Origin of the sequence: Comamonas thiooxydans (assembly GCF_002157685.2) — a bacterium.
Classification (GTDB): domain Bacteria; phylum Pseudomonadota; class Gammaproteobacteria; order Burkholderiales; family Burkholderiaceae_C; genus Comamonas; species Comamonas testosteroni_H.
This window is the reverse complement of record NZ_AP026738.1, coordinates 3,074,622-3,097,114: the sequence shown is the minus strand read 5'-3', so window position 1 is coordinate 3,097,114 and position 22,493 is coordinate 3,074,622. Positions and strand designations below refer to the sequence as shown.

General features: G+C 54.7%; 21 protein-coding genes and 1 pseudogene. 12 read left to right on the top strand and 10 right to left on the bottom strand.

From position 1 onward, the window contains the following. The first annotated feature begins 39 nt into the window (after positions 1 to 39). The 7 genes from CTR2_RS14195 (at position 40) to CTR2_RS14165 (ending at position 8,544) form a co-directional block, all read left to right on the top strand. Complete coding sequence (locus CTR2_RS14195) at positions 40 to 336, top strand: CnrY/NccY family anti-sigma factor (RefSeq protein WP_019042601.1); 297 nt, start codon at positions 40 to 42, stop codon at positions 334 to 336. After that, the gene (locus tag CTR2_RS14190) at positions 282 to 779 is read left to right on the top strand and encodes a periplasmic heavy metal sensor (RefSeq protein WP_303661112.1); all 498 of its coding nucleotides are present in this window, start codon (positions 282 to 284) and stop codon (positions 777 to 779) included. The genes CTR2_RS14195 and CTR2_RS14190 overlap by 55 nt, the downstream gene beginning before the upstream one ends. Beyond that, on the top strand, positions 776 to 1,348 hold the full coding sequence (locus tag CTR2_RS14185; RefSeq protein ID WP_087083243.1) for an RNA polymerase sigma factor: 573 nt from the start codon (positions 776 to 778) through the stop codon (positions 1,346 to 1,348). The genes CTR2_RS14190 and CTR2_RS14185 overlap by 4 nt, the downstream gene beginning before the upstream one ends. A gap of 110 nt (positions 1,349 to 1,458) precedes the next feature. Continuing rightward, positions 1,459 to 2,754, top strand: a complete 1,296-nt coding sequence (locus CTR2_RS14180; protein ID WP_310220543.1) for a TolC family protein — start codon at positions 1,459 to 1,461, stop codon at positions 2,752 to 2,754. Then, on the top strand, positions 2,751 to 3,929 hold the full coding sequence (locus tag CTR2_RS14175) for an efflux RND transporter periplasmic adaptor subunit (protein WP_087083244.1): 1,179 nt from the start codon (positions 2,751 to 2,753) through the stop codon (positions 3,927 to 3,929). Before CTR2_RS14180 ends, CTR2_RS14175 begins: the two co-directional genes overlap by 4 nt. Beyond that, entirely contained in the window at positions 3,926 to 7,159 is a 3,234-nt protein-coding gene (locus tag CTR2_RS14170; protein WP_019042607.1) for a CusA/CzcA family heavy metal efflux RND transporter, read from the top strand. The genes CTR2_RS14175 and CTR2_RS14170 overlap by 4 nt, the downstream gene beginning before the upstream one ends. A 44-nt stretch (positions 7,160 to 7,203) precedes the next feature. Further along, a complete protein-coding gene (locus CTR2_RS14165) occupies positions 7,204 to 8,544 on the top strand; it encodes an MFS transporter (RefSeq protein WP_029158417.1) in 1,341 nt (446 codons plus the stop codon). Positions 8,545 to 8,598: 54 nt separating this feature from the next. Here the strand turns inward: CTR2_RS14165 and CTR2_RS14160 are convergent, their stop codons facing one another. Further along, a complete protein-coding gene (locus tag CTR2_RS14160; protein WP_140401033.1) occupies positions 8,599 to 9,024 on the bottom strand; it encodes a hypothetical protein in 426 nt (141 codons plus the stop codon). Between the two features lie 155 nt (positions 9,025 to 9,179). Between CTR2_RS14160 and CTR2_RS14155 the strand changes: the two genes are divergently transcribed. The 3 genes from CTR2_RS14155 to CTR2_RS14145 all read left to right on the top strand — a co-directional run bounded on the left by CTR2_RS14155 (position 9,180) and on the right by CTR2_RS14145 (position 11,463). Next, the gene (locus CTR2_RS14155) at positions 9,180 to 9,914 is read left to right on the top strand and encodes a HupE/UreJ family protein (RefSeq protein WP_019042610.1); all 735 of its coding nucleotides are present in this window, start codon (positions 9,180 to 9,182) and stop codon (positions 9,912 to 9,914) included. A gap of 10 nt (positions 9,915 to 9,924) precedes the next feature. Continuing rightward, entirely contained in the window at positions 9,925 to 10,602 is a 678-nt protein-coding gene (locus CTR2_RS14150; protein ID WP_034399422.1) for a hypothetical protein, read from the top strand. Between the two features lie 78 nt (positions 10,603 to 10,680). After that, positions 10,681 to 11,463 carry a ZIP family metal transporter gene (locus tag CTR2_RS14145; RefSeq protein WP_087083245.1) on the top strand — a complete coding sequence of 261 codons (783 nt, stop codon included), beginning with the start codon at positions 10,681 to 10,683 and terminating at the stop codon, positions 11,461 to 11,463. A 111-nt stretch (positions 11,464 to 11,574) separates the two neighbouring features. Here the strand turns inward: CTR2_RS14145 and CTR2_RS14140 are convergent, their stop codons facing one another. From CTR2_RS14140 to CTR2_RS14120, 5 genes are all read right to left on the bottom strand, one after another. After that, positions 11,575 to 12,873, bottom strand: a complete 1,299-nt coding sequence (locus CTR2_RS14140; RefSeq protein WP_087083246.1) for a Y-family DNA polymerase — start codon at positions 12,871 to 12,873, stop codon at positions 11,575 to 11,577. Between the two features lie 6 nt (positions 12,874 to 12,879). Beyond that, entirely contained in the window at positions 12,880 to 13,293 is a 414-nt protein-coding gene (locus CTR2_RS14135; protein ID WP_029158419.1) for a LexA family protein, read from the bottom strand. Positions 13,294 to 13,569: 276 nt separating this feature from the next. Further along, complete coding sequence (locus CTR2_RS14130; protein WP_087083247.1) at positions 13,570 to 13,869, bottom strand: H-NS histone family protein; 300 nt, start codon at positions 13,867 to 13,869, stop codon at positions 13,570 to 13,572. Positions 13,870 to 14,110: 241 nt separating this feature from the next. Next, on the bottom strand, positions 14,111 to 16,246 hold the full coding sequence (locus CTR2_RS14125; protein WP_087083248.1) for a DEAD/DEAH box helicase: 2,136 nt from the start codon (positions 16,244 to 16,246) through the stop codon (positions 14,111 to 14,113). Further along, a complete protein-coding gene (locus CTR2_RS14120; protein ID WP_019042619.1) occupies positions 16,243 to 17,079 on the bottom strand; it encodes a HamA C-terminal domain-containing protein in 837 nt (278 codons plus the stop codon). The genes CTR2_RS14125 and CTR2_RS14120 overlap by 4 nt, the downstream gene beginning before the upstream one ends. 668 nt (positions 17,080 to 17,747) lie before the next feature. Between CTR2_RS14120 and CTR2_RS14115 the strand changes: the two are divergent. Further along, positions 17,748 to 18,827: pseudogene (locus CTR2_RS14115) on the top strand (RtcB family protein); the annotation flags it as partial. A 369-nt stretch (positions 18,828 to 19,196) separates the two neighbouring features. Next, the gene (locus CTR2_RS14110; protein WP_087083249.1) at positions 19,197 to 19,733 is read left to right on the top strand and encodes a YcxB family protein; all 537 of its coding nucleotides are present in this window, start codon (positions 19,197 to 19,199) and stop codon (positions 19,731 to 19,733) included. Between the two features lie 104 nt (positions 19,734 to 19,837). Here the strand turns inward: CTR2_RS14110 and CTR2_RS14105 are convergent, their stop codons facing one another. The 4 genes from CTR2_RS14105 to CTR2_RS14090 form a co-directional block, all read right to left on the bottom strand. Then, positions 19,838 to 20,425 (bottom strand): SRPBCC family protein, encoded by a 588-nt coding sequence (locus CTR2_RS14105; protein WP_087083250.1) that lies wholly within the window; start codon positions 20,423 to 20,425, stop codon positions 19,838 to 19,840. Then, positions 20,422 to 21,144, bottom strand: coding sequence for a YceI family protein (locus tag CTR2_RS14100; protein WP_087083251.1), 723 nt, complete (start codon positions 21,142 to 21,144; stop codon positions 20,422 to 20,424). Before CTR2_RS14100 ends, CTR2_RS14105 begins: the two co-directional genes overlap by 4 nt. Beyond that, positions 21,141 to 21,704: a YceI family protein gene (locus CTR2_RS14095; RefSeq protein ID WP_087084588.1), complete on the bottom strand. Its 564-nt coding sequence runs from the start codon at positions 21,702 to 21,704 to the stop codon at positions 21,141 to 21,143. The genes CTR2_RS14100 and CTR2_RS14095 overlap by 4 nt, the downstream gene beginning before the upstream one ends. Positions 21,705 to 21,820: 116 nt before the next feature. Further along, positions 21,821 to 22,402 (bottom strand): peroxidase-related enzyme, encoded by a 582-nt coding sequence (locus CTR2_RS14090; protein WP_087083252.1) that lies wholly within the window; start codon positions 22,400 to 22,402, stop codon positions 21,821 to 21,823. Between the last annotated feature and the right edge of the window lie 91 nt (positions 22,403 to 22,493).

Below are 22,493 nucleotides of genomic sequence, written 5' to 3'. Positions count from 1 at the left end.
CGTATAAGGATTGAAGATCGGCTTCAAAGGAGGTCTGCCATGGTAGACGTTGACAAATGGCTTGCGGATGCGGCCAATTTAACCAAGCGGGAAGTGACGCCCATTGACAGCGACAAGGTGATGCAGCAGATCGGTTTCATCTCGTCACCGGCGTCATCCTCCCTTGCTCTGGCGAGACTTGATGCCCGGCTAATGATGTTGTGTGCGGCAGTAGCTGCGATTGTGGCTTTGGCTGGTTTGGATTCCATCGCTTCGAAGGCATTAGAGCAGCCTGTCACAACATGGATCGCTGCTCCACCTGCTGCGTCGCCGTTTGGTTTGCTCGTGGGGGAATGATGGCTACAAGATTACGACGCTTTGCTCTTGCAACGATCGCAGGGGCGTTGATCGGTGTATTTGTGGCTGGTGCAGTCGTGATGGTTCGTCATAGCGCTCCTCGCCCTGAAACAGACCTTCACGAAATGCTGCATCGGGCCGTTCCTCTTGATGCGAATGAAAAGCAGATTCTCGAAGCCAAGGAGCAGTCTTTTGCACAAAGACGTCAAGAAATAGAGAAGCGGTTACGTGCGGCGAATGGCCAGTTGGCGGATGCCATTTCCAAAAATCCAACTTGGTCACCAGAAGTGGAGTCAGCCATCCGCGAAGTCGAGAAAGCTGCGGGCGATTTACAGCGGGCTACGCTTGTGCACGTGTTTGAGATGCGGGCTGGGCTTAAGCCAGAGCATCGACCAGCGTACGACAATGTGTTGGTGGAAGCGCTTCGGCGTGGGTCGCAGTGATTTCCGTAGATTCGGACGTCATCTTAGCCAAGCGCGCAGCGCAAGGCGATCAGCGAGCTTTCAAAGTGCTCGTTGACCGTTATGGCGTATCCGTAGCGCAGGCTGCGCGCAGTTTTGGCATCCCTGAAACTGACATCGACGATGTAGTTCAAGAAACGTTTGTGGCCGTTTGGAAAGCGCTGGGCGATTACGACGAAAATCGTCCGTTTCGTGCTTGGCTGTTTGGCATTGCCATGAACAAGATGCGTGATCTATTCCGCTTCCGCAAGGTACGTAGTTTTCTGTTCGGTGCGCTTGATCTGCTCAGCCCAGACACGCCAGAGCAAGCGGACCCCGCACCTGGCCCAGAGCGTGAAACGGCCGCGCGCAGGGAACTGGCCAAAGTCACGCAAACGCTTTCTATGCTGCAGCGTGAGCAGCGGGAAGTCATCGTATTGACAGGCATTGTGGGCCTGACTCAGCCTGAGGCTGCTGCAGCCCTTGGCATCACGCTCAAAGCGCTTGAGGGCCGCCTCACACGGGCCCGCGGCAAACTTTCGCTGCTTATCGCACGCGACAGCAGTGTTTGAGCCTCCGCCTTTCCGGCAGGCTTAAGTCGATGGTCAATAGGCCCTTGATCTCCCAGTAAAAATTTTTTTGAAAGAGCAAGGGGAAGTGCTCGGTAGAGCCGTATTCCTATTTGACTCCTTCGAAAACGCTGGAGTGCCGACTGCCTGAAAGGAGGCCCACCATCATTTCCGTATTCTTCTATCGACGCGCTATTGTGGTGCTCGGAGCTGCAGTGCTGAGCGTTGCCAGTGCAAGCGCAGCCGACGCTCCCGTCTATGTCAAATTGTTGGAACAGGCACTGTCGCAAGCACCTGTCTTGGCCCAGCAACAAGCAAATGTCGGAGCTGCTGTCGCAGATGCGCAGCAATCCAAGGCGTTGCTTAACCCTCGCATCGACACTCTTTTCGAAAACCTGGGTGCTCCAGCCAGTGGAGGACAGAGTCAGCGTCAAAGTACCTACTCAGTAACCCAGCCGTTCGAGGTCTTTGGCAAACGAGCTGCCCGCATTGAAGCCGGTGAGCGCACCTTGGGGTTGGCTCAGACACGCCGTCGCCAAGCGCAGGTTGACTTTGCCGCAGAGCTTGCAGTTGCCTATGCCTCCGTGGAGGCAGCGCAGGCGCTAAAGAACCTCGCTCACGAAGATCTGACCCGTGCCAATGATGACCTAGGGGCTGCACAAGCGCAGGTCAGAGCAGGCAAGGAGGCCCAATTGAGACTTGCTCAAGCGCAAGCGAGCGTCTCAGCAGCTCAGGCTCGTACACAGTCCAGTGCAGCAGACCTTACCCAAGCTTTGGAACGCCTATCGGCTCTGGTGGGATCAGACATCGCCTACTCGGGGGTAAGTGGTTCCCTGCTGGATGCAACCGGCGAGGGATCGGTTTCTTCAACCGAGATTCCTCCGGCAGTCGCAACTGCCCGTGCGGAGCGGGATGTATTTCAAGCGCAAGTCGTTGTTGAGCAGAAAAAGTGGGTGCCTGAAATTGGTATCAGTGCGGGATTAAGGAGGTACGCCTGGTCCGGTCAAAACGGGTATGTCCTGGGCGTCAGTGCAACGATTCCATTGCTTGACCGTAATGAGGGTGGCATCTCTGCGGCTCAGCAACGGGTCATAGCGGCGGAGTCACGGCTAGAAGAAGCTCGTCTGATGGCTCAGGCCAATCAGCGCATTGCATTAGCCCAAGTACAGGCTGCGAATCAGCGTCTGACCGCTGCCTCGACTGGAGAGGCTGCTGCGAATGAGGCCTATCGACTTGGGCGCATCGGATATGAGTCGGGCAAGACATCCTTGATCGAGTTGTTAGTGATTAGACGTGCTCTGTCCGAGGCCCGAGGAACCACTATCGAGGCTCGTTTGGCGCGCGTACGCGCATTGTCGGCAATGGCACAGGCAGAAGGGCGCCTGGCTTTCGGAGAAGAAATCAAATGACTGAGAACCGTCGAACTATCCCTTGGCTGCTGGTTGCAGGGGTTGCGAGTGCCGCTGCTGCAATAGGCTTTGGGGCCGCACAGGTAGGAAAGCCTGCAGCCACGCCCGTAGTTGCTGCTGCGACGAATCCGGATCCAACCAGCGAGTTGGAGGCCCCCTCCGGAGTGGTTTCGATACCGGATGAGTACATTAAGGCAGCTGGTATCGCCGTCGAAGCCGTGACGCCAGGTGACGTAGCCCTTGAAATTCTCGCTCCCGCCACAGTTACTGCAGCCCCCGGAGGCGAGGCGGTATTGGTGGCTCGCGCGACCGGAACGATTCAGCGTGTGGGACGACGACTGGGTGATGCGGTCAAGGCTGGTGATGTGCTGGCATCGGTGGACAGTCTGGATGCTGCAGCCATGGCGGCAGACCGTCGTGTAGCCCAGGCCAAGGCTGAACTAGCACGCAAATCATATGCGCGCGAACTGGAACTGTTCCAGCAAGGGGTCACTCCACGCCAGGAGATGGAAGCGTCCAAAGCAGGACTAGATGTCGCAGAGGCTGAATCGCTTCGAGCAACGTCTGTGGCGCGCGCTGCCCAAGTCTCGGAAGATGGACGTGCAGTCGCAGTTATAAGTCCGATTTCCGGTAGCGTCACAGCGGTGAATGCAGTTGTCGGAGCCTATGTGGCGCCCAATACCGAGCTATTTCGAGTCGCTGCCCCTGGTGCCTTACAGATTGAAGCGGCTGTAACGCCAGCGGAAGCGGGTCGTATCTCCGTTGGCGAGCAGGCGACCATCATTCCTTCCAGCGGCAACCCTATTGCTGCTGTCGTGCGTTCCATGACACCGACTGCGAGCAGCGCATCGCGTTCAGCCACTGTTGTGCTTACTCCCAGTGAGCCTAAAGTAGCCTTGGTGGTGGGTGAGGGCGTTCAAGTGAGACTTCATGCCCGCAGTAGTGGATCGGCAGGGCTTACGGTTCCGGAAAACGCTGTTCAAAACCTGGATGGACGCGATGTGTTGTTCGTCAAGACAGATAAAGGTTTCCGTGCGCAGCCCGTGCTTGTCGGTGCCCGTAGTGGTGGTATTGCCCAGGTGATTTCGGGTGTCGCCGCTGGAGACCGTGTCGCCACACGCAATGCATTTCTCATCAAGGCAGAAGCCAAGAAGAATGCCGGAGATGACGAATGATCAATGCAATTCTCTCCGCATCGGTTAGGCAACGATGGCTAGTACTTTTTCTAACTACTGTGCTGGCAGTAGTTGGAGCCTGGCAGCTCAACTTGCTGCCCATTGATGTAACTCCAGACATCACAAACAAGCAGGTCCAGATCAACACGGTTGTGCCCACATTGAGCCCTGTGGAGGTTGAGAAACGCGTGACATACCCTATCGAGACAGCCTTGGCGGGTCTCAATGGTGTAGACAGAACACGTTCTTTCTCGCGTAATGGCTTCAGCCAGGTTACCGCAATCTTCAAGGAGGATGTAGACATCTACTTCATGCGACAGCAGGTGTCCGAGCGGCTAGCTCAAGCGAGAGCAAGCTTGCCAGACGGAGCCGAGCCGCGCATGGGGCCCGTGTCAACAGGGCTGGGTGAAGTCTTTCACTACAGTGTGGAGTTTGAGCACCCTGACGGCAAAGGCGCGTCCGTCAAGGACGGTGAAACTGGCTGGCAGAGCGATGGAAGTTTCCTCACGGATGAAGGTGAAAAGCTCAAGGATCGCGTAAGCAAGCTTGCATATCTGCGTACAGTCCAGGACTGGATTGTCAGGCCTCAACTTCGCACCACGACAGGCGTGGCCGACGTGGACTCGTTGGGTGGCTATGTCAAGGAATTTTTGGTCGAACCGGATGCAGCAAAGATGGCAGCCTTCGGCATCTCCTACGCCGATGTGAATCGTGCACTCGAGGACGCCAACCTCTCAGTAGGGGCCAATTACATTCAGCGTTCTGGAGAGTCCTATCTTGTGCGTGCCGATGCACGTATACGCACCGTAGATGAAATCGCACGTGCCGTAGTGGCTCAACGTCAAGGCGTTCCTGTCACGATAGGGCAAGTCGCGGCTGTAAGTGTCGGTGGTGATCTACGTACAGGCGCGGCCAGCCGTGATGGTCAGGAAACTGTGGTCGGAAGTGCACTCATGCTGGTTGGCGCGAACAGTAGAACTGTCGCACAGGCCGTGGGGGATAAGCTCCAGGAGATCTCCAAGACGATGCCTCCCGGCGTCGTGATTGTCCCAACGTTGGATCGGTCTCAGCTCGTGGTTGCGACCGTGAAAACGGTGGCGCGCAATTTGACCGAAGGTGCAATATTGGTGGTGGTCATTCTGTTTGCGTTGCTGGGAAACTGGCGAGCGGCAGTGATTGCTGCCATGGTCATTCCCCTCTCGCTGCTGTTCAGCGCCATTGGAATGAACTCCCTGCATATTTCGGGCAACTTGATGAGCCTGGGCGCATTGGATTTTGGCTTGATCATTGACGGCGCCGTCATCATTGTTGAAAACGCTTTACGCCGGCTGGCTCATCGGCAGCAACAGCAGGGCCGACTGCTTACCTTGTCGGAGCGCTTAGAGGAGGTAATCGCATCATCGAAAGAGATGGTTCGTCCGACTATCTACGGCCAATTGGTGATTTTCCTGGTGTTCCTGCCTTGCCTGACCTTCCAAGGTGTTGAAGGCAAGATGTTCTCACCTATGGTGATTACGCTGATGCTTGCTCTTGCTTCAGCCTTTGTGCTCTCGCTGACGTTCGTCCCAGCCATGATTGCGGTGCTTCTTCGTAAGGAAATCTCCGAGAAGGAAGTCAAAGTCATCGTTGCGACCAAGCAGCGCTATCTTCCCTTGCTTACAAGGGCAGTTCAGAACCCCATGCCTTTCGTGGGTTCTGCTGTAGCTGTTTTGGCTTTGGCAGTATTCGCATTCTCCTTTGTGGGTCGGGAGTTCATGCCCACGCTCGATGAGCAAAACCTGAATTTGTCGTCGGTCCGTATTCCATCGACCTCCATTGAGCAATCGGCTGCCATTGATCTACCTTTGGAACGTGCTGTACTGAGCTTGCCGGAAGTCAAGACCGTTTACTCCAAGGCTGGTACGGCCAGCCTGGCTGCCGATCCGATGCCTCCTAATGCTTCCGACAACTACATCATCCTTAAACCCAAGAATGAATGGCCCGAAGGTGTGACGACCAAGGAACAGGTTGTGGAGCGCATCCGTGAGAAAACAGCATTCCTTGTCGGCAACAACTACGATGTGACGCAACCCATCGAGATGCGATTCAATGAGTTGATTGGTGGTGTCCGAAGCGATGTGGCGGTCAAGATTTATGGCGAAGATCTCGACCAACTTGCGGCTAGTGCGCAACGTGTGGCTGCGGTGTTGCGCAAAACGCCGGGCTCATCCGACGTGCGTGTGGCTCAGACCACCGGCTTTCCCACCTTCGATATCAGTTTTGACCGTGCTGCAATCGCACGTTATGGGCTGACGGTCAAAGAGGTTGCCGACACTGTAGCCACGGCGCTTGCGGGTAAGCCTGCCGGTCAGGTCTTTGAGGGGGATCGACGCTTCGATATCGTTGTGCGCCTGCCTGGAGAGCAGCGCGGCAATCTCGACGTGCTTGGTGCACTGCCCGTGATGTTGCCTGAAGTAGCTGGTCAGCCTCGAGCATCTGTTCCCCTGCGTCAACTGGTGGAGTTCCGTTTCACTCAAGGTTTGAACGAAGTCAGTCGTGACAACGGTAAGCGCCGCATTTATGTGGAAGCAAATGTGGTCGGGCGTGACTTGGGCAGCTTTGTCGATGACGCCGCTGCACGAATTGCGCAAGAGGTCAAACTGCCTTCAGGCTCATGGATTGAGTGGGGCGGTCAATTCCAGAATCTGCAGGCGGCAACCAAGCGCTTAGCCATCATCGTCCCTGCCTGCTTTGTCCTCATTGCTGCTGCGTTGTACATGGCAATTGGCAATGTGGCGCTGACGGCCACGGTGCTCACCGCTGTCCCTCTGGCATTAGCTGGTGGAGTTTTTGCCTTGGCCCTGCGAGGTATACCGTTCTCCATTTCGGCCGCCGTAGGCTTCATCGCGGTCTCGGGCGTCGCGGTGCTTAACGGCTTGGTGCTCATTTCCGCCATTCAGTCTCGGCTTGAGGAAGGGCTGAGCGCTAACGTGGCGGTCATAGAAGGCGCAATGGAGCGGGTGCGTCCCGTGCTCATGACTGCTTTGGTTGCTTCTTTGGGCTTTGTTCCTATGGCTATAGGTACAGGTACCGGATCGGAAGTTCAACGTCCTCTCGCGACTGTGGTTATTGGGGGGCTCATTACAGCGACGATCCTGACACTGTTTGTCCTTCCTGCGGTTTGCGGAATGGTCCTGAGAAGGCGGGAGAACATGCAAATACAGCCCAAGCAGGTTGCTGCGACACTCTAAGGCAGTGCTGTACATAAAGGCCCTGTCCCTCTAAGGAGCATCTGATGCTTGAAGTATTGGCAAACCGAACTTACCGCCATCTGTTCCTGGCGCAAATTATTGCGCTAGTGGGAACGGGGCTCGCTACTGTGGCGTTAGGTCTGCTGGCCTATGACATTGCTGGGCCCAATGCGGGCAGTGTCCTTGGCACCGCGTTGGCAATCAAGATGGTTGCCTATGTGGGCATAGCACCCATAGTGGGGGCCTTTGCCAATCGTCTGCCGCGGCGCGCATTTCTGGTTGCAATGGATCTTGTGCGCGCCGCGGTTGCAGTATCCCTGCCTTTCGTCAGTGAGGTTTGGCAGGTATACCTCTTGATCTTCCTTTTGCAGTCTGCTTCCGCAGCCTTTACCCCTACCTTTCAGGCGACGATACCGGACGTCTTGCCTGAGGAGAAGGATTACACAAGGGCTCTTTCCCTGTCTAGGTTGGCCTACGACATGGAAAGTTTGCTGAGCCCGATGCTCGCGGCGGCGCTGTTGACCGTGATTTCCTTTCATGGGCTTTTTGCGGGAACCGTCGTTGGCTTTATCTGTTCAGCACTTCTGGTGGTGTCTGTAACGTTGCCGCAAGCCAAAGCAGTCGTTCAACACGGAGGTATTTACGCCAAAACCTTCCGTGGAATGTCCATCTACCTTCGGACTCCTCGTTTGCGGGGTCTGCTAGCTTTGAATCTGGCTGCTGCTGCGGCCAGTGCAATGGTCATTGTCAACACCGTGGTCTATGTTCAAAGCAAGCTTCAGCGGCCAAGCACCGATGTTCCCTTTGCACTCGCTGCATTTGGCGGTGGCTCGATGTTGATGGCTTTGTGGCTTCCAAAGATCTTGGAAAAACGTCCTGATCGACCAGCAATGCTGTGCGGTGCAAGCATTATGGGGGGCGGCCTATTTGCAGGATTCCTTATCGCTACTGTCGGGGGTAGTTATGAATGGCCAGCGTTCCTATTGCTGTGGTTCACCATCGGCTTGGGATACTCGATGACACTGACTCCAAGCGGACGATTGCTGAGGCGATCGGCAGCGGCCCATGACCGTCCAGCAATATTTGCTGCACAGTTTTCCCTGTCTCATGCGTGCTGGTTGCTTACCTATCCACTAGCCGGCCAACTGGGGGCAAGATTCGGCATGCCTGCTGCGTTTTTGGCCCTTGCGGGGATCACTGTCATTGGTCTAATCCTTGGCTGGAGGTTGTGGCCCAAAGCAGATGAAGATGAGATTGGTCATGAGCACCCAGATGATCCTGCGTTAGATGAGCATTTGAAAAGCGGTATCGCACTTGGTGGACGTAAGCACATTCATGCTTTTGCCATAGATGATTTGCATCCTCGTTGGCCGGATGCGCATTAAGTCAGTTTGAAAATTCAAGTTCTTCCTAGAGCAGCTAGAAGCTCGGCAACTGCTTCAACAAGGGTTGACGTCATTTGTGAGAAATGCGCCGATAAGGCGAAGGGGATCGGCAACGGCCACGGGGTGGTCTTGCCTGAGTACTTGTGGCTTTGATAGATACCGTGCATTTTTTAAATCAAAAGTTGCTGCATATGGCGGTGCTGTTCTTGATGACAGCCAGCTTGTTGCTGTCCAGCGTTGGCATGTTTCAATCGCACGGTATGGCTTTGCTCGCTGCTTCTGGACATGAGCCTCATGGTCAGGTTCACACTTCACATACGCATGATCGCGCACATGACGGCGAAGCGATGGAAGGATCTTCGGGATGGCGAAGCTCACCCAATGCGCACTCCCATGCAGCTGATAACAGTCAGCATGGACATAACCCACTTGACCATAGCCACGAAACGGCGAATCTGCCCCCTTTGATTTCTTTACCATCCGGGTATCTCCGCCATCGGATCGCAGCTATGCCGCCGGAGCCGTTTTTCAGTCACCAGCCTCAGCGTCTTGAGCGACCTCCATCGTTAGATCACTACCTCTAAAAGGTAGCCCACATCATGAATGTGGGTCGGTTAAATCTATTTGGAGTTTTCATGCTCAGTGAATTTTCGTTATTTCAGACGAGAGGGATAAATGTGCCCCTGCGTCTTTGTCTGTTGCTGCTTGCCATGCTGGCCTTAATGCCGGTTGATGTACTGGCACATGCTGTCACTGAGGGTGACAAAGGCTATATCCAGGAAATCTCCGGCATCAATTTGATTCCTTACACATACCTTGGGGCCAAACATATGGTGACTGGCTATGACCATATCTTGTTCCTTTTCGGAGTGATCTTCTATCTCTACCGACTCAAAGATATTGGCTTGTATGTGAGCTTGTTTGCCATAGGTCATTCGACAACGATGCTCATCGGTGTGTACTTTGATATTGGTATTAGCAGCTACGCCATCGATGCCATCATCGGACTGTCTGTGGTCTACAAGGCGCTTGACAACATGGGAGCGTTCGAGCGGTGGCTGGGTTTTCAACCTAATCCACGCATTGCTACCTTCGTATTCGGCTTGTGCCATGGCTTTGGCTTGGCGACCAAGATTCAGGAGTACGAGATGAGCCGTGATGGGCTGGTGCCTAATCTATTGGCCTTCAATATAGGCGTTGAACTGGGCCAGTTACTAGCCCTTGGTGCCATTCTTATTGCGATGGGGTACTGGCGCCGAAATGCCAGCTTTGGGCGATATGCCTATACAGCCAACGTTGCCATGATGACCGCCGGTTTTGTGCTTTTTGGCATGCAACTGACAGGTCTGTTTGTCTCCATCTCCAGCTAAATCTAATGTCATGAATACACGTAATACCCGTAACACTCGCCAAATCCCATCCTCTGCCGAGTTGCCGAGCAGCCAGCAGCTGCAGAAGTCCACATTTACTGCTCTTGCGATCGCCGCATTGTTGCTGGTCACGGTGGTGCTGCCTTCTGAATATGCGATTGATCCCACTGGTATCGGTAGAGCTCTCGGCCTAAATGAAATGGGAGAAATCAAGACACAGTTAGCCGCAGAAGCCGAAGCTGATCGAGCTGCGGCTCCTGCTGCTAGCGAAAAGAAAGCAGTGAATACTGCTGTTGCGACTTCGGCAGTTGCCGGTATTGTTGGTGCAAAGTCGGCCGAGGCATCTCCGCCGGCGCCTGTGCAGAAAGTTGCAACGCAATGGAAAGATGAGGTCACCTTTGTGCTCGAACCGGGTCAAGGTGTCGAATACAAGTTACGTATGAAGGAGGCTGCCAAGGCAAATTTTGAATGGACTGCCAAAGGTGGCGTAGTGAATTACGATACCCACGGCGATGCTTCAGGTAAAAGCATCAGTTACGAGAAGGGGCGCGCTGTGGGTGCCGATACAGGCGAATTGAAAGCCGCGTTTACAGGCAACCATGGTTGGTTCTGGCGCAACCGTGGCCAAAGTGATGTGACGATGACATTGAGAGTCTCTGGCGATTACGAAAAATTGTCTCGCCAGTAATCAAACTGCATTGCTGATAATACACCGCGCCATGCAAGTGCTTGGCGCGGTCTTTTTCATCGTGAACTATTAACGCCAATGTTGATTCAGATTATCGCAGGCACTTTTCTAGCTGGCGTAGTTAGTGTGTGGCTTGCCTGGATGCTGTGCAGGAGCTTTTTTACTCGACATCCACAGCACATGCTTAGCTTAGCTGCAGGAGCTTTGCTCGCCACCGCATTTATCAACTTATTGCCTGAAGCATTCGATAGTGATTACTCTGCCAAATCTCTGTTCCTGATTTTTTTCTTGGGGCTGCTAACTGTCATCGTCTTGGACAATGCAGAAGTTTTGCATCGCGCTCATGTTCTCGGTCTGCCTAGCGGTCATCAACGCACACCTCATGAGCACATTTCAAGTGCTCCAACGGGACGCTGGGCGGTGCTTTTTGGAGGCGGCGTACACGCATTTGCCGATGGAATTCTGATTGCATCGGCATTTTTAGCCAATGAAAAATTGGGTTGGGGCGCGGCGTTTGCCGTACTACTGCACGAAGTGCCGCACCATTTGAGTGATTTAGCTGTGGTCGGCAATGGAGGCAGCAAACCAAGAAAAGCTGTACTTAAGGTCACTTTGGCAGGCTCGTTCACTATGGCAGGAGGGTTGGCAGGCTACCTCATTGTGGGTCAACTTGCAGGTTGGCTTCCTATGCTTCTTGTGCTTGCGGCCAGTAGTTTTGCCTATGTGGCGCTGTCAGACATCATTCCGCAGCTCAATAGACCCAAGGGATTGAGGCAAACCATCGTCCAATTGTCTTGCCTGCTATTTGGCTCTTTGCTAGTGTCGGCTGCTGTCATGGTTGCTGGTGGTCACGGCCATTGAGTGGACAGCTTATGGGATCGTCAACTAGAGCAAAAATGAACGTCAACGAGGTCAGTTTAGGCATTGGATCCGCAAGAAAGCTAGCCATTGGTTAATCGCCGGTTTGTAGGTCTATGCTCTAGCTATTGGAATTTCATTGAGCTTGGTGGTGTAACGCGGCGTGCGAAGCTCTTGACGCATACGCCAACCGCTCGCATCTTGCTCAGGTACTCCAGTGCAGGCTACGTGCACAGTGCCTTTGCCGAAGCGCTTGTTGACCTTGTCGATGGCTTCCATCAGCTTGCTTTGATCGCGGGCAGGTCCCTCGAAAAGCAGGTCGCCTTGTTGAACGGTTGTAGGGCACAGATCCTGCAGCATCACCCCGGCCTTGGAGAGCTGGTAGCCGGGCTCATAAATCATGCGCAAGCCGCGCACCGCTGCGTTCACGAGGGCCTTGGTGTCGGAGGACGGGGGCTGGAGCTGCATCACGGCCATGTTGTAGAACTTGGGGCCAGGCCTAAATGGCGAGGTGTGCGCGAAAACATGCAGGGCGCCAGCCCGCAATCCTCCTGCTCGCAGTTTCTCGGCGGCCCTGGTTGCAAATTCGCTCACGGCTTCAATCAGTGGTGGCAGGGTGGTGATGGCGTGGCCGAAGCTGCGAGTGCATGCAATCTGCTTTTTTGCGGCAGGGGTCGTTTCTAAGCTCATGCAGCTGAGGCCTTGCAGCTCGCGCACTGTGCGCTCCAGCACTACGCTCCAGCCCTCTCGCGCAGCATGGGCAGGCAGCTTGGCCAAGTCCAGCGCAGTCAGCACGCCTTGCTCGGCCAGCTGGACCGAGATGCGGCGGCCCACCCCCCAGATCTCGCCGGCAGGCGTACGGCCGAGGATGTCGGTGCGCTGGTGATCGGATAGCTCCGCCCAGTTGCAGACCCGCTGCAGCTCTGCAGGGTAGCTGCCCGGCTTGCGTTCCGAGTCCTTGGCGACATGGTTGCAGAGCTTGGCCAGGGTCTTGGTGGGGGCCAGGCCCACGCAGGTGGGAATCCCCGTCCATTTCAGGATGCGTGCGCGAATGGCAAAGGCGCGACGCGTCAGATCCCGAATGCCGTCCAGGTCCCCGATGAATGATTCATCGATGCTGTAGATCTCCTGAGTGGGCCCCAGGCCGGCAGCCAACGACATCATGCGGTCGCTCATGTCGCCGTACAGTTCAAAATTTGGAGAGAGGCAGACGAGCCCCTTGTGCTCGACCAGATCGCGCAATTGAAAAAACGGCTGTCCCATCTTCACGCCCAAGGCCTTGGCCTCGTCAGAACGTGAGATAGCACAGCCGTCGTTATTGCTCAGGACAACAACAGGAATGCCCTGCAAGGAAGGCCGGAACGCTCGCTCGCAGCTGACGTAGAAGTTGTTGCCATCGATGAGCGCAAACATACATCCTCATGCAAAGCGCTTGATGCAGGACTTGACCACACCCCAGATTTCCAGCTCTTGGTTCTCTTTTGGAACGATGTCGGGGTATGTGGGATTGCCGGCCCTGAGCTTGAATACGCCACCTGCGTTGTGCAGAACCTTAACGGTGAAGTCGTTGTCGATTACGGCCACCACGATGCTGCCGTGGCGGGCGCGTAGCGCCCGGTCCACAACAATCATGTCGCCGTCATCGATGCCGTATTCGCGCATGGATGGACCGGCTACGCGAAGCAAGAATGTGGCCTGCGGGTGTTCGACCAGCAGCTCAGCTATGTCCAGCCGTTTGCCTGAAAAGTCCTCGGCCGGAGAGGGGAAGCCTGCACGCACGCTGCAATCTGCCAGAGGCAAAGCAACTGGCGAGGCAGTGAGTTGGACGGGCATGCCGCTCAAGAGTCGATGACTGTACATGCATACAGTATAGCGATTGATGGAGATCAATCACTAAGAATCCACTTCGATACCGATTGCTTTCCACTTGTAGGGTGAGTGACTGATCGCGTTCGTGCGTTGACATGAGCGTCTTGAGGGAGCAACGTGGATTGATCGCTGCCGGCCAAACAAGTTGCTCAATCGCGCATCGATCTCTACAGAGCCAAGCAGCATAGTGAGCAATAAAAAAGTGGCCTCGAAGGCCACTTTTTTGCTGTCGCGAAGTCATTAGATTTCAAACAGCGATCGATCCTTGTCCTTGATCCATGTTGGAGGCTTACCTCGGCCAGTCCACGTTTGGCCTGTGTTGGGGTCACGATACTTTGGCGCAACCGAAGATCCAGCGTTTGTGCGCTTTTGCTTCCCTGAAGAAAAGATGTCGTTTTCGGTAAGCCCAAACGCCTCAATGAGCTTTCGGATTTCCTGCACTGCCCCAGCGAGTTCTGCTTTTCTAGCAGCAGCAATCTGCTGCTCAAGTGCCGCACGCTGTGCAAGTAAATCCTTGTAGGAGTTGGTGGGAGTGGTCATGTTGGTTTCGACACGTGGTCATTGGTGTGGATGCTGATGGTGATCCACTTCAACCTTATTCTGATCTAGATGAGGCGTCTTGTGAATGTAAAGCTACGCGAAGTTGCTATTGCTGACCAGTCATTTTGGTGAGTTGCTCAGACGGACCAACGCCGAGGCCGCAGAAACGGTTGGAGGCCATGCCTTGTGACATCACCCATGACCTTTTGTCTTGATTTATACATGCACTGTTTGCTCCGGCTTATGCGGACACATTGTCTTGACACAGCGGTCGAATAAGTGCTTTCTCAAAGGGAGAAGTACCGTGGATTTCGCTGGCTCGGCGTGTTGCCAGTGCCTCGAGAGCAGTATCTAGATTTTCTGGATCACCCAAAATTGGCATAAGGCGCTCGCCGAGCTGAATCGGAACACCATACTCCTCAAGAGCAGTAACAACTGGGTTCATAAACATTGCTTCGAGTTGCCCGCAGAAGAATGTGTAATCTCCAGGGGGGTAAGCGTGTCTTGAAAGAGCCTCAGCCTGAATTCGATTTACGGCATTCATCAAACGTGGAGCTCTGAAGTTCACCCACTGCCGGGTGAACTCTAAAAAAGTCTCGAGAGCTTCATCTGCGTCATCCCCTGACTTTCCTTTGACGGCTTCTCGAATCTGTGCGGTATAGCTCGGCTGAATGCGGTATTGGTTGATTAGGTATGTGAGTTGGGATGCTGATTTCACACCTGCACCACCGCGCACATTGAAGTGACGCCAGGCAAGGTCGAAAACTATCTTCAAGTTGTCGTAGCTCGGCATTCCGCGCCAAGACAACACTGCTGCTAGGTCATCAATATTTTCTTCTATTTCACGTGCCAGACTAATTTGACCCCAGGGTTCAAGCCCTGCGTTCTCCTTGATGGTTTCTAGCGTCACATAATCCTGTTCCCAAATTTGCCGCATTCGCTTTACTGCTAGGTCAGAAAGGTCCTTCTCATCTAGCTGGATTAGTAGCGAATCCGGGGCATTGTCATTTTGGGTGAAAACTGGGATATCGACGAACGCTAATTCCGGCTGAGGTGGGTCATTGAATAAATAAACCTGTCCAACAAAATGTTGCCACATTCTGCCGGAGCGACCGCGAATATTGTTGAAGGTGAAAAAATCGTACTTTTTATTGTTAATTTTGTTGTCAGCGACCACCACATTCCGTGCTGCAGTATTGACACCTTCAATTAGTGTCGATGTGCAAACTAGATATTCCAAATGGCCACGATTGAACAATCGCACAAGCATCTGTGCTACTGATCGAGGAAGCCTGCCGTGATGTGTGCCAACCCCTTTCTTCAGTGACTGGACTAAACCCCATTGAGGACTAAAATTATTGCTGAGCCAATTAATTGCGTGCTTCAGCAGGTCACTTGGCTCGAATTCTCTCGGTGCTTCAGCGATGACTTTGGAAAAATCTCTTGCCCCCTTGACAGATCCACTAAACACCAAGGTTGGTCCGGATAATTGAGGTATCAAATTTTTAAGTCGGGTACTTGGATCGCCACCAGAAGGTACCTCATGAGTATCAGATGCAACTGTGCTGAATTCTGTGCGAATGAAGGTACAACTGTAGTTCGCGCCGAATCCATCTGGCAATTCATTGATATTAGGCCCGAGCATGTAAAACTGTTTTGCCTGCTTTGCTAACCGATAGAAAGCTTGATTAAGTAATACGGCTCGTTCGTCAACCTTGCTGTCGTCAATTTGTAGCTTGTAAAACTCATCGATGACGAAGAAGTCAATGTTTTTTATGTGTGGGTTCTCGACTACACGCTCCTGCGTATGTACGAAGATATTTCTCTCGGTTGGCTCTTGGCTGAGGTGAGTTATCACCTTAAATTGGTCGCGAAACCTCATTAATCGTCGACGAGTCTCATCCACCAGGGCCAACGTAGGGACTACTACGACGATGTTATTGTAGCGGCCGCTAGCGATCATCGCATCGATAATGAGGCTCTTTCCAAAGCTGGTGGGCGCGCTTAAGACAACGTTACGTCCTGCAAGTAGTAGTCGATATACCTCAGCTTGTTTGGTCGTGAACACAATGTCCTTAGGCATTGCATCCGGCCTATGAGTTTCAGTTGCTATAAGTGTCGCAATGCCAGACTCAGCATCATCCAAGTATGGGAAAAGCCCAACTTCCCGTAGTAATGCCTGGACGATAGATGCGTAAGGCGCGAACAGAGCTTCATGTTCGAGAACACGGATGAGCAACTCGCGAGCTAGTTGCAGTTGTTCATCGTCAGGTGCCAGAGACGTGAATGTTGACAACTGTGCAAGGAAGGTGAATGCATCAAACGATTTATCGTTGTCAATTTCGTTCAGCGCTGTGCGTAACTCTCTATAGCTCATAGGTCTCTAGCCGCCTGTAGTCGCTTATTCATAAGTTTCAGAAGGTCGAGCTTGCTAGCCATAGGAAATAAGAAAAGCTCGATGCGAACCTTTTTCACGCTGTTCTTCGTCACGAACTTTTTGTGGTGAGCTTGAAGCTCCGCTTCGAGAGCGGCTTTGTATGCCATGGATGCTTCGGTATAGCCTTTCGTTGTGGCGCTGTCGTAGGTCAACAGCACAGGCACGACGATGGAGCTCACGATGTCATCGAGGGAGCGGTTACGATGCAACAGGCTTGCCAATGCATTTGTGGACGACCATTCTGGATCCAGCTTGCCAGTGATGAGCACGAACTCTTTACGCAAGTAGTCATCGTTGAAATGAGCTTCTAGTTCTGGAACGACATCGGCAATCGCTTTGGAAATGCTCTGGTAGAACTTGACCTCACCAATCCAAAGCTCGAGGCCCGTAGGAGTGTTGAGTACGTGCACGGCGTCAAATCCCTTGACCGTGGCGTTGACTGCATCTTTGAAAAAGATCTTGCTGATTGCCGGCTCGGTTCCAATAACCTCACGCATAAGAGCATGAAGTAAGAGTTCGCCAAACTCTCCCCGTTTTTCGTACTTATCTGTGTCGTAAACAACCTGTGCCGCCTTGCGGATTTGGGCAACTGAGTTTGTGTCGTTGATTGACTTACGCTCGGTATACGAGAGAGAAAATTCGGGTAACCACTCCATCAGGTACCGTGACAGCTGATCTACACGCCACTTCCCAGACTCGAATCCCGCACAGATGCCGTGAAGCCGGGGGAGTAGTGGAAGTTGGTGACAGTGGACGCTGAAGAATTGAACCATTTTTCCGCATGCCAGCTCTGCTGGAACGTATAAGTGATGATAAGTGAAAACTATAGAGCTGCGATTCTTATCGTGCAGGATGCACTTGGTTACAGGATATCTTAACCGAGCAAGCTACTGAACTCACTTCAAGTCGGTCACCCATGCAACTCAGCTGGAATTGTGCTGTTGTTGACAATGCGAATTCGGAGCGCGTGAATGCAATCGTTGAATGCGAAGACCCAACATTTCTCGTGATTGTGGAAATCGAATTTCGAAGTAGATGAAGATTCCAAACACTGTCGATTTAAGGGGCGGGACTCAACTGGTAAACCATTACCACTGGTACTAGAGGCGGTCATTGCGCTTCATTGACAAGTTGAAACCGCAGTCGAAGCAGTATTTTTCTTCGCAACTGGTGAAGCTTTGCACAGCTGTTGGGCTGCTATCGTAAGGTTGGTAAGAGCGGACTTCTACTAGCGAGTGGTTCCACTGGTCGGCGAGGCGCTCAGGTGTTTTTAGGTTCCATTAGACGTGAAGCCCAATGCTGTGCGGGAAGGTAGTTATATGAGTAGTAGTTACCTCCGTAGATACCTTGGCCATTTGGAGATCATAGAGTTGTTACCTATGCTTCTTGCCCGTATCTCCTCTAGCTGGAGAGGTAGTAACAGTTACCATGTCGTCAGAGAAACTGCGGTATACGCCTGCTGAGCACGGGCCTGACGCAGGCGCAGGCCGAGCTGCACAAAAGCACCATCGTGCAGCGGCTGACCCGCGTCATCTTGCAGAACGGGCGCGATGTACCCGTGCGCAGCGCAGGCTTCAAGGCGCTGTTTGATGAGGGGCCCCAGGCCTTTATTGAACAGTTGCCTGACGTGGGTCTATGGCAAGGCGTGAACCGCGACCGCCTGCAGGCCGAACTGGCCGAGTGCGTGGGCCTGCAAGACTTTGCGGGCCAGAGTCGCTACGCGCCTGAAGCCCTGTTGCAGGCGCGCGAGCTGCTGCGCCCGCCGTCTGCTGCCGACCTGGGAAGCGGTAACCACTTTCTGGAGTTCTGCGTGGTCGATGAAGTCTACGATCGTCATGCCGCCTATGCCGCAGGGCTCAAGAAGGGCGATGTCACGGTGATGATCCACACAGGCTCGCGCGATGTCGGCTTTTATGTCGGCCGCCGCTGGATGGAACTGGCTAGGCAGCAATGGCCGCAGGGCATCAAGCACCCTCAGCACGGTCTGTATGGTCTGAGCGGCGCGCTGGCGCAGGATTATCTGCAAGCGATGGGCGTGGCTGCGCGCTACGCGTGGTTCAACCGCATGGCGCTGGCGGAGCTGGTGCGCAAAGAGCTGGCAGGCATTGCCGCACCCGATGCATCGCGCCTGATTGTGGATGTGCCCCACAACGTGGTGATGACCGAGGGCGAGTTCAATGTGCACCGCAAGGGCTCCACTCCCGCGCATGACGGCCAGTGGGCGCTGATTCCGGGATCGATGGGTGATTACTCCTTTCTCGTCAAGGGTTTGGGCCATGAAGACTGGCTGCGGTCCTGCAGCCACGGAGCGGGCCGCCAGGTGCGCAGACAGGACACGCGGCGCATGAAACAGCCGCTGGTCGAATCCGTCTGGCAGTGCATTACCTTGCGTGAAGAGCGACTGATCGAAGAAGCGCCCAGCGCCTACAAACCCGTAGGGCCGGTGCTGCAGGCGCAGCAAGAGGCGGGGCTGATTCGTGCGAGTGTGCGGTTGAAGCCCTGGTTGACTTTCAAGGCTTGAGGTTGAAATTGCTGCCAGCGCCTGATGGCCAAGTGCTGGCAGCAAGGCTGTTTGACTATTGGAGCATTCAAGGAAGAGGGAGCGCAATCGGTACGTGGAAGACAATAAGATCAATGCTTCAAACCCGTCACGCCATAGACATGGCTGTCTTGATTTGCCGCAATTTCACATCTTGCAGCTGCATGGCTTGTGCTTGTATCGCATGCACAGCTCTGGTCGCACCCTGTAATGCCCGGTGCGCCAGCTTATAGTGCCTGCAACGTATTCGTTCATGAACCAGAGCCAGCGACCGTGTGAGATGCCGCAGGCACCTTTCGATCAATACTCGCTGCTGCAGGTCGCTCATACCTGTGGCCACATGAGCCAACCATGAACATGACCACCAGCTTTACTCTCGTTCCCGCCGACTTCGTTCGCCTGCAGAAAATGGTTTCGCGGCGCTGGCATCAGAAGGCAGGGATGCTTTCCTGGCCGTTCCTCTTGCAGGTTGTGATGTGGCTCTGCATTGGCCTCGCTGGTGCAGCCTATGCGCAACTGATGCGTGAGTTTCCTGAGATCTCCCACCCACTGGGAGTGGTTGCCTGCCTTCTGGTCGTCGCTTTGATCGCCGTCGTGACGATGCCATACCTGTCACAGGCATCCATGCGCAAGCTCATGCTCCTGCCGGATGGTGCGTTTTTGTCGCCACAAACGGTCACGCTCTCGTCGGACGCCATCAGGGTAGCCTCGGTCCGCGGTGACACGATATTGCCGTGGTCAGGAGTGCTGGCGCTTGCCGAAGATGACGTGAACTGCTATCTGTTTATCGACGCTATGCAGGCTCTGGTACTGCCCAGGGCAGCCATTGCCCCCATGGCTGCAGAGTTTGAGCAGTTCACGCGCCATCTCAGGGCCTCTGCGATTTAAGTCTTTGTTCTTGCGGATGCTTGCGCAGTCATGACGGCAACCCGAGGCCTCGGGGCCAGGCTTGCGTGCGTCCAATACCATCTTGCCCTTGTAACGGCCTGCCGCTAATTTCCTGGTGTCTGTTTCTGCTCTTGAAGCGTCAAGGCCTCGCGTCGCTGGATTTCATCCACCAGTGCCCTGAACTGGCGTTTCAACAACTGGCGCAGCACTGGCTTTCCAACCAGCGGCGGGATGGCGAAAGCCGGGACCAGGCGAGCGCTGTAAGCCAAGCGTACCCGGCCGTCGGCTTGGGCTTCCAGGGTATAGCTGCCGTCCATCTGCTTGAGATTGCCGCCTATCGCATGCGCGGCGATGCGCTGCTGCGGCCATTCGGTCACAGCCAGTCTGACCTCGATTGCCTGGCGAAAAAACAGAAACCCCAGATTGCCTTTTTGCTCCAGCAGCACCTGATTGCCATCGCGTTGCAGCACACGCGAACTTTGCATATCCGGCACAAAGTCGGCCAGATGGTCGTAGTCGGAAATCACGCTCCAGGCCGTAGCCAGCCTGACCTGCATGACGGCCGAGGCGTTCACCGTCATGGCCTCATTGTGCTCGGCAGTTTCTATGCGCAACTCTTGTGCGGAAACCTGCCAGCCGCTGCAGAGCAGGGTCAGAGCTGCGCCGCAGGCAGCAACAGGCGCTGTTCTCATGACCGGGATACCTGCTTCAAAGGTGGAGCGGTGCGGACTTCGAAGTTCAACTCGAGCCTGTCGCGGACCTGGATTGCACCGCCAAGGATGGACAAAGGCGTGATGCCAAAGCTCGATTGATCGATGCTCAGCGAGCCGCTGATATGGAATTCGCCTGGCGTCCTGCTGATTCGGGCCGGTACGCTCAGGCTGCGTGTGACGCCGTGAAGAGTGAGTTCCAGGGCCAACAATACATCGCCGTCCGCTTCGGGGGAGGCATGTGCCTGGATCAGTGCAAACGGATGGAACGAGGTTTGCAGCAGCTTGTTCAGCATATTGGCACGGGTCGCTTCAATATCGGCAGCGCTGGGCTGGGTGTCCAGAGCCGCCTTGGCGCGCAGAGCGGGTTCGTCGACCGATAGCCTATCCAGCGCCACATAGAGATCGGCCCGACCAAGCTGGGGGGCCACATAGCCTTGCAGTTCATGGCTGGCAATCACATGATCGTGCCCCAGTCTGGCCAGAGCGCCAGCGCGTCGAACGGTGATTGAGACCAGGGAATGCGAGGAATCAATCTGAAGCACCGACTGGCCCCGTGCAGCAGCATCGGCATAGAAGGCCGCAGGAAAGCCCGCAGGCCTTGCCGTCGGGCCGGGAGGCAGCTCTGGCTCGATGCTTGGTTGCGAGCAGCCCGTGATCAGAGTCAGCAGGACTGCAATCAGCTGTTGGCGCAATGTCATGGCAACTCGCGCAGCTGGACGCGAAATCTCACGGTCACGGCGTCTCCCACGGCATTGCTGCTCTTCCACTCTCCTGTGCCGATATTAAATATTGAGCGATGGGTGACGAATTCGCCTTCCATGCGGCGCTCCTCGGGCTTCCAGCTGAATGGCAGCACAAGCGGCTGCCTGAGGCCTTTCAGCAGCAGGGTGCCGCGTGCCAGGTAACCGGCTGCGCCGGGGGCGTCGAGAATCTCCCTGGCATCAAAGACTGCCTCGGGATAACGCACAAAGTCAAACCAGTCCTTGCCGGCAATGGCCTGGTTGATATCCGGGTTGGCCATGTCGGCGCTGCTGATGCGAATGCTGACATTCAGCCTGTTGCTGTCTGGCTTTTGAGGGTCGAATTCAAAGCGAACCCGGAATTCTTTGAACACGCCGGTGATCGGCGTTTGCTCAAAAGTGGCGGTGAATTCCAGTCTGTTGTCGCCACCGGGCTTGAGCTCCCACGAGGTGGCATGAGCCGCTGTGGCGCAGAGCGTGGCGAGCAGGGTGGCGAGGCAGCAAACGGCTTTCTGCATCTGGATGACCTCCGGCAAACAGCGTTTTGCCGGGTTGGCCGCTGCTCTGCGAGGGATGATGCGTCATTCCCATGCAAGTTGCATCGATTGCAGGCAGCGAGTTACTGCTTGTTGCTTCAGGCTTTTTTCTCGCGTGGCACCCGGCCCATCAGATAGAACTCGGGATTGGGCTGCATGCCCGCGAAGCTGGCCATCCGGTTGGACAGTCCGAAGAAGGCGGTAATGGCCGCAATGTCCCAGATATCCTCGTCATCAAAACCGTGAGGGTACAAGGCTTCGTAGTCGGCATCGTCAATTTCGGCGCTGTGCAGACAGACCTTCATGGCAAAGTCCAGCATGGCCCGCTCCCGCGGGCTGATGTCGGCCTTGCGGTAATTGACCGCCACCTGGTCGGCAATCAGCGGCTTTTTCTCATAGATGCGCAAGATGGCGCCATGAGCCACCACGCAATACAGGCACTGATTGGCAGCGCTGGTGGCGGTGACGATCATTTCGCGCTCGCCCTTGCTGAGACTGCCGTCCTCCTGGAGCATCAGCGCATCGTGGTAGGCAAAGAAGGCGCGCCACTCGGCCGGCCGACGAGCAAAGGCCAGAAAAACATTGGGAATAAAGCCCGACTTTTGCAGTACCTCGGCGATGCGTTGCTTGATGTCTTCAGGCAGGCTGTTCAGATCGGGAAAGGGGTAGCGGCTTTTCATGGTGCTTGTCTCCTTTGGAGTTTTGCTGATATGTATCAACCATGACAAGCATGGCACGGGTGGGCGCTCCAAAGCTGTCGTTTGTGTTGCA